Source organism: Streptomyces sp. BK340 (genome assembly GCF_007827595.1).
Taxonomy (GTDB): Bacteria; Actinomycetota; Actinomycetes; order Streptomycetales; family Streptomycetaceae; genus Streptomyces.
The window spans coordinates 34,410-53,015 of the sequence record NZ_VISR01000029.1 but is presented as its reverse complement, the minus strand read 5'-3'; the positions used below and the strand labels follow the sequence as shown (position 1 = coordinate 53,015).

Genomic DNA, 18,606 nt, shown 5'->3' with positions numbered 1-18,606 from the left:
ATGAGACGAGATGTCACACACGAAGGTGCTGCTCCTTGACGAACACCGCCGGGCCCCGGCCGAGTTGCTGGCCACGCTGGAAGCGCTGCGGTTCGAGGTCCGCCGCCGTACCCCGGGCGAGGCGCTCGCGCTGGCGCCGGGCGAGCTGGGCGAGACCGAGGTGCTGCTCGTCTCCGCCCGGCTCGCACCGGCCACGGTGAGAGCGGTCGTACGGCGGCTGGACGACGAGGGGCGGCAGCCGACCGTCGTGGCGTTCGCCGACCACGATCTGCACCTGCTCGGCGGGCACGTCCAGGCCGGCTCCGACTACCTCGTACCGCCGTTCCATCCCGAGCTGGTCCGCGCCCGGCTGCGCAACTGCCATGAGCGCGCCGAGTTCAGCCGCACCCTGGAGGACGTGGCCGCCCACGCCGAACTGCTCAGCTACGAGAGGGAGCTGGAGATCGGCCGGGAGATCCAGCTCGGGTTCCTGCCGGACGCCCTGCCCAGCCCCGACGGCTGGGAGATCGACATCCGCTTCCGGCCCGCCCGCACCGTCGCCGGGGACTTCTACGACGTCTTCGAACTGGTCAACCGGCGCCGGCTGGCTCTCGTGGTGGCCGACGTCTGCGACAAGGGCGTGGGCGCCGCCCTGTTCATGGCGCTGATCCGCAGCCTGCTGCGGCACACCGCCGAGCAGAGCGGGCTGCAGAACCTGATCGCCGCCGACGTGCTGAACGAGTCCACCGTCTGGGAGGAGCAGACCCGCGCGATCCCCGTCGTGGGAGCCACCCCGCTGCTGAACGCGGTGGTGGGCACCAACAACTACCTGACCCGCAACCACATCAGACAGGGCTACTTCGCCACCCTGTTCTTCGGTGTCCTCGACCCGGTCACCGGCAACCTCGTCTACATCAACGGCGGCCACAACCCGCCGGTCCTGGTCAGTGCCGACGGATCCGAGCCGGTGCTCCTGGACCCCACCGGGCCGGCCGTCGGCGTCATCCCCGACGTCACCTTCTCGCTGGGCTACGCGCAGATCAGCCCGGGCGACACCCTCTTCATCTACACGGACGGGGTCACCGAGGCGCGCTCCGGGACAGGACGGTTCTTCGGGAACGACCTGATGCTCAAGCAGCTGACCGAGGCGGCGGTGCGCGGCGAGGAACTCCTCGACCACATGGACGGTGTGCTCAACGAGTTCGTCGGCCCCGCCGAGCAGTCGGACGACATCACCATGATGGCCGTGCACCGACGCGCCTCCTGACTCAATCCCGGGTGGAGACCATGTCGCAGATCATCACCGTGCACTCGTACCGGGGCGGTACGGGCAAGTCCAGCACGGCCGCCAACCTGGCGGTGCTGCTGGCCTCCTCCGGGCACCGGGTCGCACTGGTGGACACCGACATCCAGACGCCTGCCCTGGACGTCATGTTCGGCGACGCGCTCGGCACGGTCCGGCACTCCCTGAGCGACTACCTGATCGGGCGCTGCGAGATCGAGGACGCCGCCTACGCCGCGGAGGCGGACGCCGGGCACGACGGCTTCTTCGTGGTGCCGGCCCGCAGCCGGGCCGCGGGCATCAACGAGATCATGGGGCGCGGCTACGACGTCGGGCTGCTCCGCGAGGGCTTCGACCGGCTGATCGACTCGCTCGCCCTCGACGTGCTGCTGCTCGACACCCATGCCGGGTTCAACAACGAGACGGTCACCTCGATGGCCAGCTCGGACGCCCTGGTGGTGGTCACCCGGGCGGACCGGCTGGACATGGCGGGCGCCGCCGAGACGATGTCGCTCGCCGAGCGCCTCGGCTGCGGGCAGCTGAGCGTGGCGGTGAACCTGGTGCCGGCCGGAACGGCACCGGAGCCGCTGCGCGCCAAGGTGGAGAACGCCTTCGGCACCCGGATCACCGTGGCGCTGCCCTACGCCACCGAGATGGCGTCACTGGCCGGCGAGCGGTTGTTCAGCACGGCCTATCCGCACCACCCGCTGGTGGCCGGTTACCGCCGCATCATCGCCGACGTGAGCAACGGGACCACGGCGCTGCGCCGGCCCACGCCGCATCCCCATTCCCTGCCCTGACCCCGGTCCGCGCAACGTCCGGGCCCACGACCGTACTTCGGTGCCAGGAGGCATGACCATGCAAGGCAAGCCCGACGTCCGTCGGCCGGCCCCCACCGTCGGCCGGATACCCGTGCGGGACGTCCGCCCCCAGGTGGACGCGGGCCGCCGCCCCGTCCGTGCCGTGCCGGGCGAGCTGTTCGAGGTGTCCGCCACCGTCTTCCGGGAGGGACACGACGCGGTCGCCGCGAACGTCGTCCTGACCGGCCCGGACGGTGTGCCCGGACCCTGGACGCCCATGCGGCTGCTCGCCCCCGGCACCGACCGGTACGCCGCGCAGGTCTCGGCCGGCCGGGAGGGCGAGTGGACGTACCGGGTCGAGGCGTGGACCGACCCCCTGGCCACCTGGCGGCACACCGCACGCATCAAGATCCCGGCCCGGATCGACGTGGAGCTGGTCCTGGCGGAGGGCGCGCTGCTGCTGGAGCGGGCGCTGCACAAGCTGCCGGCCGGTGCTCCGGAGCGGGCCCGTGAGGTGCTCGGGACGGCGCGCGACCGGCTCCTGGACGGCAGACTCGCCCCCGACGACCGGCTCTTGGCCGCACTCGACGCCGAGGTGACCGGCATCCTGGCCGTTCATCCGCTGCGCGAGCTGGTGACCTGCTCCGAGGAACTGCCGCTGCGCGTCGACCGGGAGCGGGCGCTGTCCGGTTCCTGGTACGAGTTCTTCCCGCGCTCCGAGGGGGCCGTCCCGGCCACGGTGAATGCCGAGGGCGTACTGGAGCCGCCCCGCTCGGGGACCCTGCGCACCGCCGCGGAGCGGCTGGAGGCCGTCGCCGCGATGGGCTTCGACGTGGTGTACCTGCCGCCCGTCCATCCCATCGGCACCACCCACCGCAAGGGCCGCGGCAACACCCTGGCCGCGGGCCCGCACGACCCGGGATCGCCGTGGGCGATCGGCTCCCCGGACGGCGGCCACGACGCCGTCCACCCGGACCTCGGCACCCTGGACGACTTCGACCACTTCGTCACCCGGGCCGCCGAACTCGGTCTGGAGGTGGCGCTCGACTTCGCGCTGCAGTGCTCACCGGACCACCCCTGGGTCACCGAGCACCCGGAGTGGTTCCGGCACCGGCTCGACGGCTCGATCGCCTACGCCGAGAACCCGCCGAAGAAGTACCAGGACATCTATCCCCTCGACTTCGACACCGAGCCCGAGGGGCTGTACGCGGAGTGCCTGCGCGTGCTGCGCCACTGGATGGCCCACGGGGTGCGGATCTTCCGCGTGGACAACCCGCACACCAAGCCCGTCTGGTTCTGGGAGCGGCTCATGGAGGAGGTGCGCTCCACCGACCCCGACGTGCTCTTCCTCGCCGAGGCGTTCACCCGTCCCGCGATGATGCACAGCCTGGCCCGGGTCGGCTTCCACCAGTCGTACACGTACTTCACCTGGCGCAACTCCAAGGAGGAGGTCGAGTCCTACCTCTCCGAGCTGGCCGGGCTCGGCGGCGAGGAGAGCGCGGCCTACCTGCGGCCGAACCTCTTCGTGAACACCCCGGACATCCTCAACGCCTTCCTGCAGTACGGCGGCCGCGCGGCCTTCGCGGTCCGCGCCGTGCTCGCCGCGACGGCGGCCCCGACCTGGGGTGTCTACGCGGGCTACGAGCTGTACGAGAACGTGCCCGCCGGACCCGGGAGCGAGGAGTACCTCGACTCGGAGAAGTACCAGTACCGGCCCCGGGACTGGAAGGCGGCGGACGCCTCCGGCGACACCCTCGCCCCGCTGATCACCACGCTCAACCGGCTGCGCCGCGACCACCCCGCCCTGCGCCAGCTGCGCAACCTGCGCTTCCACCGGGCGGACAACGACGCGGTGGTCTGCTTCTCCAAGCGGGCCGGGGACGACTGGGTGCTGGTGGTCCTCAACCTCGATCCGCACAGCGTGCGGGAGGCCACGGTCCATCTCGACCTGCCGGCCCTCGGCCTCGACCGCGCCGACACCTTCGACGCGCACGACGCGCTGTCCGGCGAGACGTACCGCTGGGGCCGGGAGAACTACGTACGCCTCGATCCGGAGCACCAGGTCGCCCACATCATCACGGACAGGACGCGCCTCTCGTGAACCCGCCGGTTTCCCCCCACCCCGTCCGGACGGCCCCCGCACGGCTGCCGGCCACCGACCTCAAACGCCTGACCACCGGCGAGTCGAGCGATCCGCACGCGCTGCTCGGTCCGCACCGGGGACCCGAGGGTGTGACCCTGCGCGTTCTCAAGCCGCTCGCGGAGGCGGTGTGGGCGATCGGCCCGGCCGGGGAGGTCCTGGCCGAGCTGGCCCACGAGGGCGGCGGCGTCTTCTCCGGGCTGCTGCCCGACGGCAGGCCCGACTACCGGCTGCGGGTGCGGTACGCCGAGTGCGACTGCGAGACGGACGACCCGTACCGCTTCCCGCCCGTGCCGGGGGAGCTGGACCTGTACCTGATCGCCGAGGGCCGGCACGAGCGGCTGTGGACGGTGCTGGGCGCCCAGGTGCGCGAGCACCGTTCCGTCACCGGCACCGCGTTCGCGGTCTGGGCGCCCAACGCCCGCGCCGTCCGGGTCGTCGGCGACTTCAACCACTGGGACGGCACCGGGCACCCCATGCGGTCGCTGGGCACCTCCGGCGTGTGGGAGCTGTTCCTGCCGGACGTCGGTGACGGCTGCCGGTACAAGTTCGAGATCCTCGGCCCCGACGGCACCTGGCGGCAGAAGGCCGATCCGCTCGCCCGCTCCGCGGAGGCCGCGCCCGGCACCGCCTCCGTCGTCTTCGCCTCCCGCCACCGGTGGACGGATGCCGAATGGATGGCGGCGCGCGGCCGGCGGCGCGCCGAGCGGGCGCCGATGAGCGTGTACGAGCTGCACCTCGGTTCCTGGCGGCCGGGCCGGACCTACCGGCAGCTGGCCGCCGAACTGCCCGGCTACGTCAAGGCGCTGGGCTTCACCCACGTGGAGTTCCTGCCCGTCGCCGAGCACCCGTTCCGCGGCTCCTGGGGCTACCAGGTCACCTCGTACTACGCGCCCATGGCCGCGCTCGGCACCCCGGACGACTTCAGGTACCTGGTCGACGCGCTGCACCGGGCCGGCATCGGCGTGATCCTCGACTGGGTGCCGGCACACTTCCCGAAGGACGACTGGGCGCTGGCCCGGTTCGACGGCGCCGCCCTGTACGAGCACCCCGACCCGCGGCGCGGCGAGCACCCCGACTGGGGCACCCTCGTCTTCGACTACGGCCGCGAGCAGGTGCGCAACTTCCTGGTCGCCAACGCCCTGTACTGGTGCACCGAGTTCCACATCGACGGCCTCAGGGTGGACGCCGTCGCCTCCATGCTCTACCTCGACTACTCGCGCCCCGAGGGCGGCTGGCTGCCCAACGCGTACGGCGGCCGGGAGCACCTGGAGGCGGTGGAGTTCCTGCAGGAGATGAACGCCGCCGTCTACCGCAACTGTCCCGGGGTGGTCACCGTCGCCGAGGAGTCCACCGCCTGGGAGGGCGTGACCCGGCGTACCGACCACGGCGGGCTCGGCTTCGGGTTCAAGTGGAACATGGGCTGGATGCACGACTCCCTGCTCTACATGGGCAAGGACCCCGTGCACCGGCAGTACCACCACCACGCGCTGACCTTCCCCATGGTGTACGCCTACGCGGAGAACCACCTGCTGCCGATCAGCCACGACGAAGTGGTGCACGGCAAGGGCTCGTTGCTCGGGAAGATGCCCGGCGACCCCTGGCAGCGGTTCGCCGGTGTGCGGGCCTACCTGGCCTTCATGTGGGGCTTCCCCGGCAAGCATCTGCTCTTCATGGGGCAGGAGTTCGCCCAGGCGAGCGAGTGGTCGCACGACACCGGGCTCGACTGGGCGGCGCTCGGCCACGCTCCCCACGCGGGCGTGCGCGACCTGGTGCGCGACCTCAACGCGCACTATCTCGGGCTGCCCGCCCTGTGGGACCTGGACGCCGCGCCCGAGGGATTCGGCTGGCTGGACGCGGACGCGGCCGAGGACAACGTGTACTCCTTCGTCCGCCGCGACGCCGACGGCACCCCGCTGGTGTGTGTGCACCACTTCCAGCCGAGCGTGCGCCACGGCTACCGCATCGGCCTGCCCGCCGGCGGCGAGTGGACCGAGATCCTCAACACCGACGCGGACCGCTACGGCGGCTCGGGCGTGGTCAACTCCGAGCCGCTGCCGGCCGGTCCGGTCCCCTGGCAGGGCCAGGGGTGGAGCGCCGAGGTCACCCTGCCGCCGCTGGGTGTCATCTGGCTGCGGCCGCGGCGCTGGGCCGCGGGCGGGGGACGCGACGAAAAGGGGACGTACGCATGAGCGACTACCTGTGGGACGAGTACCTGCGCATCCTCGGCGGGGCCCGCACGATCGCCGTGGTGGGCGCCTCGGCGGAGCCGGGCAAGGCCGCGCACGAGATCCCGGCCTACCTCCAGGGCAAGGGCTTCAACGTCATCCCGGTCAACCCGCACCACCGCGAGGTGCTGGGCCGGCCGGCCTTCGCCACGCTGCTCGACATCGGTGAACCGGTCGATGTCGTCGACGTGTTCCGGCCGGCGCCGCAGACTCCCGCCGTGGCCCGGCAGGCCCTGGAGATCGGGGCGCGGGCCCTGTGGCTGCAGCTCGGCATCGTCTCCGACGAGGCGCGCGACATCGCCGAGGCGGGCGGCCTGCGCGTGGTCATGAACCGGTGCCTCGGGGCGGTGCACGCGGAGCTGGAGCTGGCCGGGGCACTGAGCCGGACGACTTGAGAAGGGGACGGACGCATGAGGCTCGTCGACACCATCGTCGTGGGGGGCGGCCCCGCCGGTCTGTCCGCGGCGCTCTACCTGGCCCGCTACAACCGCGAGGTCCTGGTCTTCGACACCGGCCACGGGCGCTCGACGCACCACCAGACCAACCACAACTACCTCGGCTTCCCCGAGGGCATCCCGACCGTCGACCTCCGCAAGCTCGGCCGGGAGCAGCTCGGCCGCTACGCCAACGCCCGGGTCCTGCACCACCTGGTCACGCACGCCGAGGGCGATGCCGAGCGGGGCTTCACGGTCCGCTCCCAGGGGCACGCCTGGCGGGCCCGGGCGCTGGTGCTGGCCACCGGCGTCCTCGACCACTTCCCGCACTTCGAGGGCTGGGAGTCGTACGTCGGCCGGTCGATGTTCTGGTGCATCACCTGCGACGGGTACGAGAACCGGGGGCGGAGCATCCTGGTCGTCGGGCACACCGACGCGGCCGCCGGCGAGGCCATGCAGCTGCACAGCCTCACCGACCGGGTGCGGGTGCTGACCAACAGCGCGAGCGACGAGATCAGCCCGAAGTTCCGCCGCCGTCTGGAGCGCGCCGGCATCCCGGTGGTGCACGACCGGATCGGGGAGGCCGAGGGCGCGGACGGGATGCTGTCGGCCGTGCTGACCCGCGAGGGCCGGCGACTGGAGCTGGACGCGCTGTTCTCCATCCAGGGCGCCACCCCCGAGACCACGCTCGCCCGGCAGCTGGGCGTCCGGCTCGCCGCCACCGGATATGTCGAGGTGGATTCCGAGCAGAGGACCAGCGTGCCGGGCGTCTACGCGGCCGGCGACCTCACCGCGCTGCACTCCCACCAGGTGACGGCCGCCGTCCACGAGGGAGCGCAGGCGGCGTCGGCCGCCAACTACTTCCTGCATCCGCCGGAGCTGAAGGCGGACTGAACACGGGTGCGGGTCAGCGGCGGGCGCCCTGGATCTGGGCGGCCGCCTCGGCCAGGCGGGACAGGTCGTCGGCGGTCAGCGTGATGTCCGCGGCGGCCGTGTTCTGCTCCAGGTAGCTGATCCGCTTGGTGCCCGGGATCGGCACGATGTCGGCGCCCTGGGCGTGCACCCAGGCCAGCGCGATCTGGCCGGGCAGCACGTCGCGGGCGGCGGCGATCTCCCGGATCACGTCGACGACCTTCTGGTTGGCGTCCAGGTTGTCCTGTGAGAACCGCGGCAGGTTGCGGCGCATGTCGTTCGAGGCCATGGTGTCCCGGCTGGTGACCGCGCCGGTCAGGAAGCCCCGGCCGAGCGGGGAGAACGGGACCACGCCGATGCCCAGCCGGCGGGCGGTGGGCAGCACCTCCGCCTCGATCTCGCGGCTCCACAGCGAGTACTCGCTCTGCAGGGCGGTGATCGGGTGCACGGTGTGGGCGCGCTCCAGTTCGTCCGCGGACACCTCGGAGACGCCGATGTAGCGGACCTTGCCGGCCTGCACCAGCTCCGCCATGGTGCCGATGGACTCCTCGATGGGCGTCTTCGGGTCCACCCGGTGCAGGTAGTACAGGTCGACGTGGTCCACGCCGAGGCGCTCCAGCGACTCGTCGATGCAGCGGCGGATGTAGTCCGGGTCGGCCTGCAGCAGCATGCCCGCGCCGGGCTTCACGTCGACGATGCCGCACTTCGTGGCGAGGGTCACCTCGTCCCGGCGCTCCCGCAGCGCGTACCCGACCAGCTTCTCGTTTGCGCCCACGCCGTACAGGCCGGTCGCCCCGTACACGTTGGCCGTGTCGATCAGGGTGACGCCCAGATCGAGGGCCCGGTGGATGGTCCTGATCGACTCCTCGTCGTTGCCGACTCCGTACGACTGGCTCATGCCCATGCAGCCGAGTCCCTGTGCGGAGACCCGCAGACCCTGACTGCCCAGAGCGACCTGACGCATCAGTGTTTCCCTTCGTGGTGGTGGAACCAGTGGCTGAGCCGGCGGCCCACCGCATGGCCGCCGGTCAGCAGGTAGAACGCGTGCGCGAGCCCGGTCCGCCGGCCGTGCCGCACCCACAGGAAGTGGTGGTGGGGCCGGCTGTCGTGCGGGTTCGGAAGTGCATAGACCAGGACGAACGACACCAGCGTAAGCGCCGCCATGAGCAACAGGGCTGATTGATAGGCGACTTGGTAACGGCTTGACGCTGTGGCCGCGCCCGGGCGGGCGCCCAGGACGGAGAAGACCGTACCGATTCCGGCCACCCCGAGAGCCTGGCCGATCTGGAACGCGGTGGTCAGGGCACCCGACGCGGAGCCCTTGTCGGAGGGACGGATACCGGTAAGCACGACACCGATCAGCGGGGACATCGTCAGGCCCTGGGCCGTGCCGATCAGCAGCAGCGGCAGGGCCAGCTCGACCGCCGACAGGCCGGAGCCGGCGCCGTGCACGGTGGCCCACGCGGCGATCAGACCGCCGAGCAGCAGCACGTGCCCGAGCACCAGCACGGACCGGCCGAGTCGTGGCACGAGCCGGGGCACCACCAGGGACGAGGCGAAGAACGCGATGCCGACCGGGGCGAACGCGAGCCCCGCCTGCAGCGGGTCGAGTCCGAGGCCGACCTGGAAGGTCAGCGAGGTGTAGACGGCGAGGCCGACGATGGTGATGAAGTACAGGACGCCGATCGCGATGCCCACGCCGAACGCCCGCTGCCGGAACAGGGACGGGCGCAGCAGCGGGGTGCGGCCGGTCCGGTCCAGGCGCTGCTCGTACCGGATGAACAGGGCGAACCCGGGGACGGCGGCGGCGAACATCACCCAGGTCCACCAGGCCCAGCCCACGCCGGGACCGATCAGCAGCGGCAGCACGAGCAGCAGCAGGGCGGCGCCGAGCAGGCCGGTGCCGGCGAGGTCGATGTGGGGGCGGCCGGCGGGTTCGTCCCGGGCCATGACCCGGCGGCCGGTGAGCAGCGCGGCGGTGCCGAGCGGGACCAGCACCAGGAAGGCGGGGCGCCAGGCCAGCCCCGCCAGGTTGAGCTGGATCAGCGCGCCGCCGACGAGCTGGCCCACGACGATGGCGACCCCGATGGTGGCGCCGAACAGGCCGAGCGCGAAGTTGCGTTCGGCGCCCTCGAAGGTGTCCTGGATGATCGACAGGATCTGCGGGTAGATCAGCGCGGCGCCGAAGCCCTGCACCAGGCGGGCGCCGATGAGCACGGGCGCGTCGGGCGCGAGGCCGCTGACCAGCACGGCGACGGTGAACAGCACCAGGCCGGCGAGCAGCACACGGCGCCGGCCCATCACGTCGCCGAGCCGGCCGCCCGTGATCAGGAAGACGGCGTACACCAGCCCGTACCCGGCCACCACGAACTGCACGGCCCCGAACCCGACGTGCAGGGTCGCCTGGAGGGACGGCATCGCGAGGTTGGCGATGGACACTCCGCCGACGACCAGGAAGGTGCAGGTGAGTCCGACGGCGAGGACGAACCAGCGGGCGCGGCCGGTGGGCGGGGCGGCGAGGGGCGGGTACGGATCGGCTGCCCCGACCGCCTCCCCGGTCGTCGGTGCCGTCATGCGGACGCCAGGGCCCGGACGGTCGCCACTGCCGTGTCCGTGGCCGAGGCCGGGTTCTGGCCCGTGACCAGGCGGCCGTCGGTCACCGCGTGGGCGGTGAACTCGGGGGCGCTCTCGTGCTTGCCGCCCAGCTCCTCCAGGGCGGTCTGCAGCGCGAAGGGAACGACGCCGGTCAGGCCCATCGCGGCCTCCTCGGCGTTGCTGAACCCGGTCAGCCGCTTGCCCTCGACCAGCGGGCGCCCGTCGGAGAGCCGCACCCCGACCAGCGCCGCCGGGCCGTGGCAGAGCGCCGCGACCACACCGCCCGCCTCGTAGACGTCCCGGGCGAGCGCGGCCAGGGCCGGGTTGCCGGGGAAGTCCCACATGGTGCCGTGGCCGCCCGCGAAGAAGACCGCGTCGTAGCCGGCCGGGTCCACGTCCTCGGCGCGAAGCGTGTCGGCCAGCTTCGCGCTCATCTCCGGGTCCTCCAGGAAGGCCTTCTGGACCCTGTCGTCCATGTCGACGCCGGAGGCCGGGGGGCGGCCGCCGCGCACCGACGCGAGGTCGACGCGATGGCCGGCCTGGCTGAACACCTGCCAGGGGTGGGCGACTTCGGGCATGTAGTAGCCGGTGGCGCGGCCGGTGTCGCCCAGCTCCGCGTGGCTGGTGAGGACGATGAGGACCGTCTTCGTACGGGACATGGTCGGTCTCCTGAGGGGGACGTCAGGCCTGGGGAGCGGCGAGGTTGCGGAAACGGGGGCCGTAGAACACCGGCCGGTCGAGGTCGGTGTAGTTGTGCAGGAAGCCGAACTCGGCCGGGTACAGGCGCGGCAGGTCGTCGATGAGCGCGGGCGGGATCTGGCGCTGCATGAAGGTGAAGGAGGAGAACACCCGCAGCTTCATCATGTTGTGGACCGCCTCACCGAAGGTCGGCCACTGCTGCTCGGGATCGCCGTTCCACATCGCGTCGAGGTGGGCCATCATGTCCGTGTAGTCCTGGTCGAAGACGAGCAGCGCCTCCGTGATCTCCTTGCCGTCCGGGTCCTCGGCCAGCAGCTTGTCGTAGCCGTCCGCCGGGACCGCGAGGGTGTTGATCACCGAGGGCCAGTCGATCTTCGCGCCCTGGAAGTGCACGGCCTCGGTCTCGGGGGTCAGCTCGACCGCCGGCTCGGGCTCACGGTAGGTGCGCCCGTACCAGAGCTCCGCGAACTTCCCGTAGTGGGACTCCTCGTGCTGGTACGCGGCGCCGGTCCGGATCGTCCCGCTGGTCGCGCCCTCCCCCTGCTGCAGGATCTCGTCGATGCCCTCGAGCAGCTGGTCCACCGGGTCGACCCCCGGCGTCGGCACGATGGTCTTGAAGCCGATGTTGTCGCCGACCTGGTTGGCCACCCCGCCACCCTGCACGGCGGCGCGCAGCTCCGCGGCGTTGGCGACGATGGCGTCCTTGATCTGGGCGTAGAGCTTGCCGATGGTCGGGAAGTCCTCGTGGCCGTACTCCTCCGGCAGCAGGAAGAGCGGGGACTCCAGCCGCATGAAGTTGCGCAGCTGCGGCTTGGAGAGCCTGGCGAGCCCGATGTGCAGGTCCGGCTCCACACCGCCGGGCAGGCCGTGCGAGGGGAACTTCGGGTCGAGGTCCTTGATCCTGGGCCGGCCGCCGATCGCGGCGAGCATGTTGGCGGCGATGGACATGTGCACCATCTCCTCCATCAGCACGCTGCGGATCGTGTTGTAGCTGGTGAAGTTCTGCACCTCCAGCGAGAGCATCGCCGAGGTGTAGATGGGCAGGGTGGAGTGCTCCAGCTCGATCGCCGTCTGGAGCGCGGAGCGGATCCAGGCGACGTTGTGCCGGACCGGGGCCTTGACGGGCTCGTCCTGGGCGGTGGTCATGGCTCGCTTCCTTTCATCGGGTGGGTCAGGTGAGGGGAAGGGGCGTGTGCCGCCCGGTCGTTCAGACGTCCTGTGGGGCCCTCGCCCGGCTGAGCAGGCCCACCACGAGCAGCGAGCCGAGGCCGAGCACGAGGACGGCGAGGCCGATCCGGTGCATCGAGACCAGCGTTCCGAGTACGGCGACGCCCAGCGCGGAGCCGGCCTGGCGGGAGGCGTTCAACGCCCCCTGGGCGGTGGCGGCGAACTGCTGCGGCGCGGCCGTCGCCATGTCGGCGGTCGAGGCCGGGATCGACGTGGTGGCGCACAGGGCGAGAGCGAGCTGGGCCGCGACGAGGAGCGCGAGGGGGGTCTCGGTCCCCGAGAAGGAGAGGATCAGGCCGGAGAGGGCACCGGCGGAGAGGCCGAAGAGGATCAGCGGCCGGGTACCGATCTTCGCGACCAGGCGGCCGGTGAAGAACGGCAGCACCGCGAGCGGCAGCGTCATGGGCAGGAACGCGAGCCCGGTCCGGAGCGCCGACATCTGCCGTTCCTCGACCATCCACTGGGTCATCGCGAACAGCAGCCCGTAGAAGGCGAACGAGGCGGCGGAGCCGGCCACCAGGTCGGCCCGCACCCGGGACAGCGAGAGCAGCGCCGGGGGCAGCGCCGGGTCCTGGGCACGGCGTTCCACGAAGGCGAGCGCGCCGAACGCCAGCACCGCGATCGCGATGGCCGCCACCGGCACGGCACGTGCCCAGCCGTCGGTGCCGCCGTCGACCAGGCCGAAGGTGAGTGAGCCCAGGCCGACGACGGACAGCAGCAGGCCCGGGTAGTCGATCGGCCGGTGGGTGGCGGGCCGGTCGGCCGACAGGTTCCGCGCCAGGACCACGGTGATCAGCGCGATCGGCGGGTTGACGAGGAAGACCAGCTGCCAGCCGCCGAGGGCCACCAGGGCGCCGCCCAGCACGGGGCCCGAGACCAGACCGAGCGCGCTGATCGCCGCCCAGGCCCCCACGGCGCGGGAGCGTTTGGCGGGGTCCGGGTACAGCCCGGCGAGCAGGGCGAGCGAGGCGGGCACCAGCCCCGCCGCGGCGACGCCCAGCAGCGCACGTCCGGCGATCAGCAGCCCGGCGGAGTTCGCCGCCGCGCACAGCGCCGAGACGACGCCGAACGAGATCAGGGCCGCACGGTAGATCCGGCGCGGTCCCCAGCGGTCCGCGATGGAACCGGCGGCCAGCATCAGGCCCGCGAACACCACGGTGTACGCGTCCACCGTCCACGGCAGCGCACTTGCCGAGGCGTGCAGATCGTCGCGCAGGTCCGGCACCGCCACGTTCAGGATGGAGGCGTCGAGCAGGACCAGGAAGTTGCCCACGACGATGCCTGCGAAGCGACCCGCCGTGCGCGTGCTCCGCCGTGCCCGCCGGCTCTCGCCGGCCGGCCGAGTCAGCAGCTCAGAGCTCTCAGAAGTCATGGCGCCAGGCTTCCCGGCCCGCGTGCGGGCGGCCAGAAACCCGGATGGACTTCGTGAACTCGGCCTGATGCGCGTGCGGCCGGCGGCCCTCGCCGCGGCTCCGGCCACCGTACCGACACGGCCGCGAACCATGCGCGTCGGAAAGCGCCGCCGAGTTCAGGAAGTAGCCGCGGGAGGCTCTGAGGATATTCCGGGGCGCGCTAGCTTCGCCACCAGAGACCGGAAATTCCGTGCAGCGCCAGGACATTGGGTGAATGCCGCGGACCGGTAATCCGGAGTGGAGCGGAGAGGGATTCCATGACTGAGATCAAGAGTATCGGGGTGCTCGCGTACGACCGCTGCAGCGAGTCGGACACCATCATTCCCTGGGAGATCCTGATCGGTGTCGCGGTCTATCTGAAGGAAACGACCGGCGAGGACATCGAGGTCAAGCTGGTGGCCCTGGAAGAGGGTCCGGTCACCATGCAGATGGGCGCGAAGGTCGAGCCGCACGCGGTGCTCCGGGACGACGACCTCTACGACGTGCTGTACATCCCGGGTGGCCGCGGCTCCGGTGTCGCCACCAAGAACGAGCGGATCCTCGACACGATCCGGCACCACCACGTCAACGGCAAGTTCATCGGCGCCAACTGCGTCGGCGTCGGCATCCTGCAGCGCGCCGGAATCCTCGGCAAGACCCCGGTGACCTGCAGCCCGCCCATCTCCCGCCGGCTCAAGGAGGAGGGCGCCAACGTCGTGGAGCCGCGCCGGATGTGGCTCGGCGCGCCGGAGGACCGCATCTGGACCACCGCCGGTGCCGCGTCGATCAACGCCGGCACCCTCGCGATGGTCAACCACCTGTTCGGCGACGAGGTCGGCAAGGAGATGTCGATGTGGTTCGACACCCGCGCCGCCGAGGGCCACGCCCTGTTCGGCCCGGTGGGCACCGAGCTGTTCGGGTACCCCGAGGCCGAGGCCAAGATCCAGGACGAGACCGCCGACATCCTGCTGCCGCCGCTGCACTGACGCCCCGCCGGCCGAGCAGACTGGAGGACCAGTGATCACCTGCACCACCGTCCTGGACGTCGCCGAGGGCAGTGAGGAGCCCTTCGAGAGGGTGCTCAAGCTCCTGGTGAAGCAGGTCAGGGAGAACGAGCCCGGCACCCCGGTGTTCGAGTTCGTACGCCACCGGACCACGCCCCGCCGGTATCTGGTCGTCGAGCAGTACGTGGACGACGCGGCGCTCGCCGAGCACAGCGCCAAGGAATACCTCAAGGAAATCGTCCCGGAAATGCTGACGTACCTCGCGCAGCCGCCGCAGCTCGACGCGTACGACCCGGTCGACCGGTGAACGGTAAATTCAGGGAGCGGAGATGAGCGAGCAGCCCTACTTCCACATCGGTGTGGTCGTGGCCGATCTGGAGTCGGCGATCGAATACTACTCGCGGATACACGGGCTCGAATTCACCAAGCCCGCGCACGTGACGAATCCGCGACTCGAGGATCCGCACCCGCACGAGCAGGTCGTGCATGTGGCCTTCTCGAAACAGGGCCCGCCCTACTACGAGTTGATCGAGTCCGACGGGGACGAGGGAATCTTCTCGACCGCCAACGAGGGCCGGATCCTCTACCTCGGGCTCTGGGAGCCGGACATGGAGGGCCGGCTCGAGGCGCTCCAGGCCGAGGGGATCGCCGTCGAAGCGGCCTCCCGGAGCGCGGAGGGCGCCACCCCGGGCTGGATCATCACGGAGCCCGACGCCCTGGGGGTCCGGTACGAGTACGTCGATCTCGCCGAGAAGCAGGCCATCGAGACCTGGATCGAGACCGATGAGTTCCCGGGTCTGTGACCCCGGACCCCGGTAGCGGTTCGGAGAGGGAGAACCCATGAAGTATGACCACATAGTCGTCGGCGCGGGCTCCTCGGGTGCCGTGCTCGCGAGCCGGCTCACCGAGGACACCGGCGTCAACGTCCTGCTCCTCGAAGCCGGACCCGACTGGGCGGACATCTCCCAGATCCCCGGCGACATCACGAACGCGCGGACCGTGTCCGTGGAGGAGCACGACTGGGGCTACACCGCCGAGGCCGTGCCGGGCCGTTCGCTGACGTACGCCCGCGGCAAGGTGGCCGGCGGCTGCTCGGCCGTCAACGGCGCCATCGCGCTGCGCGGCATCCCGGCGGACTACGACGAGTGGGCCCAGCTGGGCAACGACTCGTGGTCGTGGTACGAACTCCTCCCGTACTTCCGCCGGATCGAGGACGACCAGGACTTCGACGGCCCGTTCCACGGCAAGGGCGGCCCCACCCCGATCGTCCGGCACACCCGGGACCAGCTGGTGCCGTTCCAGGCCGCCTATCTGGAGGCCTGCATCGACCAGGGCTTCGACTACGTCGAGGACCACAACGACCCGGAGTCCACCGGCGTCGGCATGATCCCCATGAACCGCCGCGGCGACCTGCGGGTCTCCACCGCCGTCGCCTACCTCACCGAGGCCCGCAGGCGGAAGAACCTCACCATCCGCTCGGACGCGACCGTGCACCGGGTGCTCTTCGAGGGCACCAGGGCGGTCGGTGTCGAGGTGGAGACCGGCGGCCGGCTGGAGAAGATCAGCGCCGACCACGTCACGCTCTCCGCCGGTGCCCTCAACTCGCCCGCGATCCTGCTGCGTTCCGGCGTCGGCCCGAAGGAGCAGCTGCGCGCCCTCGGCATCGAGGTGGTCCTCGACCAGCCGAACGTCGGCGAGAACCTGATCGAGCACCAGCAGATCACGGTGGGCCTGCTGCCCAGGGACGGCGTCACCGACCCGGACGACCCGGACGTCCAGGTCCTGGTCCGGTACACCAACCCGGGCTCGCAGAACTTCAACGACATGCAGATGTACTTCGTCAGCCGCTATGTCGAGGTCACCCACCGGCCGATCAGCGTGATGAGCGTGCTGCAGAAGCCGGAGTGCCGCGGCCGGGTCTCGCTCAGCAGCGCCGACCCCACGGTGCAGCCGGACATCTTCCTCAACTCCTACGGCACCGACGCCGACCGCAGGATCGCCCTGGACGGGGTCCGGCAGGCCTGGGACATCGCCAACTCCAAGCAGATCCGTGACCTCTCCAGCGGCCTGTCCGAGAAGCTGACGCAGCGCCAGGTGAACGACGACGCCCTGCTGCTGCAGTACATCCGGGAGAACTCCGCCACCCTGTGGCACCCGGTCGGCACCACGAAGATGGGCCCGAGCAGCGACGAGAGCGCGGTCGTGGACCAGCGGCTGCGGGTGCACGGTCTCGACAACCTGAGCGTGGTCGACGCCTCCGTGATGCCCACGCACGTCAGCGCCAACCCCAACCTGACCTGCTACGTCATCGGCGAGCGCGCCGCCGAGTGGTTCCTCGCGGACGCCTGAGCGGACGCCCGGACCACCCGGCCGGATCCGGGCCGCCGACGCATTCGCGGGCGGTCCGGACCCGGTAACCCCATGAAGCCAAAGGAGTTGAACCATGGCCGAACCTTCCGACGAGGGCTCCAAGCTCGTCCGGACGTACTACGAGCAGTTCCTGACCGCCCCGGGCGATCTGAAGATCGCGGACGAGATCCTCGCCCCCGACGTGGTGTTCGACAACCCGATCTCCCCGGACGGCATCCACGGCCTGCCGGCGTACAAGGAGTTCGCGCTGCGCTGGTACGGCGGTTTCCCGGACCGTGTCTTCACCATCGACGAGCTGCTGGAGCAGGGGGACAAGGTCGCCGCGTCCTTCACCATCACCGGCACCCACGACGGTGTGTTCATGGGGGCGGCGCCCACCGGCGAGCACATCACGGTCCGCGGCGCGAACATCTTCCGGATCGAGGAGGGGCGCATCAAGGAGGTCCACGCCTTCTTCGACCCGCGCCAGCTGCTCGGGCCGCTCGGCCTGGGAGCGTGAACCGGTGCCGGCGCCCAAGGGCCGGATCGCGGTCCTGATCGAGGAGCACTTCGACCCGTCGGAGTTCCGCGACTTCAACGCGTACTTCCCCGCGCAGGGCTACGCCGTCGACTACGTCTCCCACCTGTGGGGCCAGCCCTCGCTGACCTTCGGCAGCAACCCCGACAACGGCTATGTCGAGGAGCACGTCACCGTCACCGTCGAGGTGGGCTCGCTGGACCTGGCCGACTACGCGGGCGTGATCCTGATCGGCGCGTACGCCATGGACCGGCTGCGCTACCAGGTCGAGGTGCCGGGGCCGGGCAGCCGCAACAAGGCGCCCGCCGTGGAGTTCCTGCGCGCCGCGATGGCCGTGCCGGGCCTCAAGGTGGGCACCATCTGCCACTCGCTGTGGCTGCTGTGCGCCGACCGCGCCCTGCTGGCGGGCCGCAGGGTGACCTGCGCCCACAACATCGTCTGCGATGTGGAGAACGCCGGCGCCGAGATCGTCTACGCGGGCAACGGCACCGCGGACCTGGTGATCGACGGCGACCTGATCACGGCCAAGCACCCACAGGTGACGGGCGAGTTCATGGCCGCCTTCGTGCGCGAGATCGAGGCGGCCGCCTGACCCCGGGGCACCCACACCCACATACCCACGTACGGAGAAGTGTCATGCCAGAGCAGCAGCAGATCCGCGCCGCCGTCGAGGGGTACGCGGAGAGTTTCACCAAGCAGGACCGGGAGCGGTTCGCCGCCCTGCTCGCCGAGAACGTGGTCCAGTACGAGCCGGTCGGCGGGCCCGCGGGCCGTGGCCGGGCCGCGGTGACCGCCTTCTTCGACGGCGTCTTCGAGGTGATCGACCGTGTGGAGTTCCGCGTCACCGACCTGGTGATCACCGGGGACGAGGCCGCGTTCACCTTCCACATCACCGCCCACAAGAAGGACGGCGGGGTCGTCGAGGACCGCGGCATCGACACCTTCCGGGTCGGCGACGACGGCCTGATCACCGAGATCAAGGGCTACCACGACGACGCCCACACCCAGGTCGCCGGGGGCTGATCGGC

At 71.1% G+C, this 18,606-nt stretch carries 18 protein-coding genes; 13 read left to right on the top strand and 5 right to left on the bottom strand.

Features of this window, described 5'->3' with window-relative positions:
- Positions 1-10 precede the first annotated feature (10 nt).
- From FB157_RS37195 to FB157_RS37170, 6 genes are read left to right on the top strand one after another with little or no spacing between them, the layout of a single operon-like run.
- On the top strand, positions 11-1,246 hold the full coding sequence (locus tag FB157_RS37195) for a PP2C family protein-serine/threonine phosphatase (protein ID WP_145885145.1): 1,236 nt from the start codon (positions 11-13) through the stop codon (positions 1,244-1,246).
- Between the two features lie 20 nt (positions 1,247-1,266).
- A complete protein-coding gene (locus tag FB157_RS37190) occupies positions 1,267-2,061 on the top strand; it encodes a MinD/ParA family protein (protein ID WP_145885144.1) in 795 nt (264 codons plus the stop codon).
- A gap of 52 nt (positions 2,062-2,113) precedes the next feature.
- Positions 2,114-4,162 (top strand): alpha-1,4-glucan--maltose-1-phosphate maltosyltransferase, encoded by a 2,049-nt coding sequence (locus FB157_RS48915; RefSeq protein WP_145885143.1) that lies wholly within the window; start codon positions 2,114-2,116, stop codon positions 4,160-4,162.
- On the top strand, positions 4,159-6,393 hold the full coding sequence (glgB, locus tag FB157_RS37180; protein ID WP_261386778.1) for a 1,4-alpha-glucan branching protein GlgB: 2,235 nt from the start codon (positions 4,159-4,161) through the stop codon (positions 6,391-6,393). The genes FB157_RS48915 and glgB overlap by 4 nt, the downstream gene beginning before the upstream one ends.
- Positions 6,390-6,824 (top strand): CoA-binding protein, encoded by a 435-nt coding sequence (locus FB157_RS37175; RefSeq protein ID WP_145885142.1) that lies wholly within the window; start codon positions 6,390-6,392, stop codon positions 6,822-6,824. Before glgB ends, FB157_RS37175 begins: the two co-directional genes overlap by 4 nt.
- Positions 6,825-6,839: 15 nt before the next feature.
- Complete coding sequence (locus FB157_RS37170; protein ID WP_145885141.1) at positions 6,840-7,757, top strand: NAD(P)/FAD-dependent oxidoreductase; 918 nt, start codon at positions 6,840-6,842, stop codon at positions 7,755-7,757.
- A 13-nt stretch (positions 7,758-7,770) separates the two neighbouring features.
- On the opposite strand, the gene FB157_RS37165 is transcribed toward FB157_RS37170, so the two are convergent.
- The 5 genes from FB157_RS37165 to FB157_RS37145 all read right to left on the bottom strand — a co-directional run bounded on the left by FB157_RS37165 (position 7,771) and on the right by FB157_RS37145 (position 13,668).
- Entirely contained in the window at positions 7,771-8,739 is a 969-nt protein-coding gene (locus FB157_RS37165) for an aldo/keto reductase (protein ID WP_145885140.1), read from the bottom strand.
- The gene (locus FB157_RS37160; RefSeq protein ID WP_145885139.1) at positions 8,739-10,349 is read right to left on the bottom strand and encodes an MFS transporter; all 1,611 of its coding nucleotides are present in this window, start codon (positions 10,347-10,349) and stop codon (positions 8,739-8,741) included. Before FB157_RS37160 ends, FB157_RS37165 begins: the two co-directional genes overlap by 1 nt.
- Positions 10,346-11,029, bottom strand: a complete 684-nt coding sequence (locus FB157_RS37155) for a type 1 glutamine amidotransferase domain-containing protein (RefSeq protein ID WP_145885138.1) — start codon at positions 11,027-11,029, stop codon at positions 10,346-10,348. Before FB157_RS37155 ends, FB157_RS37160 begins: the two co-directional genes overlap by 4 nt.
- A 22-nt stretch (positions 11,030-11,051) precedes the next feature.
- Positions 11,052-12,215 (bottom strand): ferritin-like protein, encoded by a 1,164-nt coding sequence (locus FB157_RS37150; RefSeq protein ID WP_145885137.1) that lies wholly within the window; start codon positions 12,213-12,215, stop codon positions 11,052-11,054.
- Between the two features lie 61 nt (positions 12,216-12,276).
- Positions 12,277-13,668 (bottom strand): MFS transporter, encoded by a 1,392-nt coding sequence (locus FB157_RS37145; protein ID WP_145885136.1) that lies wholly within the window; start codon positions 13,666-13,668, stop codon positions 12,277-12,279.
- Positions 13,669-13,965: 297 nt separating this feature from the next.
- On the opposite strand from FB157_RS37145, the gene FB157_RS37140 reads away from it, so the two are divergent.
- The 7 genes from FB157_RS37140 to FB157_RS37110 all read left to right on the top strand — a co-directional run bounded on the left by FB157_RS37140 (position 13,966) and on the right by FB157_RS37110 (position 18,601).
- Positions 13,966-14,673, top strand: coding sequence for a DJ-1/PfpI family protein (locus tag FB157_RS37140; protein WP_145885135.1), 708 nt, complete (start codon positions 13,966-13,968; stop codon positions 14,671-14,673).
- Between the two features lie 31 nt (positions 14,674-14,704).
- The gene (locus tag FB157_RS37135; protein ID WP_145885134.1) at positions 14,705-14,998 is read left to right on the top strand and encodes a putative quinol monooxygenase; all 294 of its coding nucleotides are present in this window, start codon (positions 14,705-14,707) and stop codon (positions 14,996-14,998) included.
- Positions 14,999-15,020: 22 nt separating this feature from the next.
- Positions 15,021-15,494, top strand: coding sequence for a VOC family protein (locus FB157_RS37130; protein WP_145885133.1), 474 nt, complete (start codon positions 15,021-15,023; stop codon positions 15,492-15,494).
- Between the two features lie 37 nt (positions 15,495-15,531).
- On the top strand, positions 15,532-17,040 hold the full coding sequence (locus FB157_RS37125) for a GMC family oxidoreductase (RefSeq protein WP_145885132.1): 1,509 nt from the start codon (positions 15,532-15,534) through the stop codon (positions 17,038-17,040).
- A gap of 94 nt (positions 17,041-17,134) precedes the next feature.
- Positions 17,135-17,560, top strand: coding sequence for an ester cyclase (locus tag FB157_RS37120; protein WP_145885131.1), 426 nt, complete (start codon positions 17,135-17,137; stop codon positions 17,558-17,560).
- A 4-nt stretch (positions 17,561-17,564) separates the two neighbouring features.
- The gene (locus tag FB157_RS37115; RefSeq protein WP_145885130.1) at positions 17,565-18,170 is read left to right on the top strand and encodes a DJ-1/PfpI family protein; all 606 of its coding nucleotides are present in this window, start codon (positions 17,565-17,567) and stop codon (positions 18,168-18,170) included.
- A 44-nt stretch (positions 18,171-18,214) separates the two neighbouring features.
- Complete coding sequence (locus FB157_RS37110) at positions 18,215-18,601, top strand: nuclear transport factor 2 family protein (RefSeq protein ID WP_145885129.1); 387 nt, start codon at positions 18,215-18,217, stop codon at positions 18,599-18,601.
- Positions 18,602-18,606: the final 5 nt, after the last annotated feature.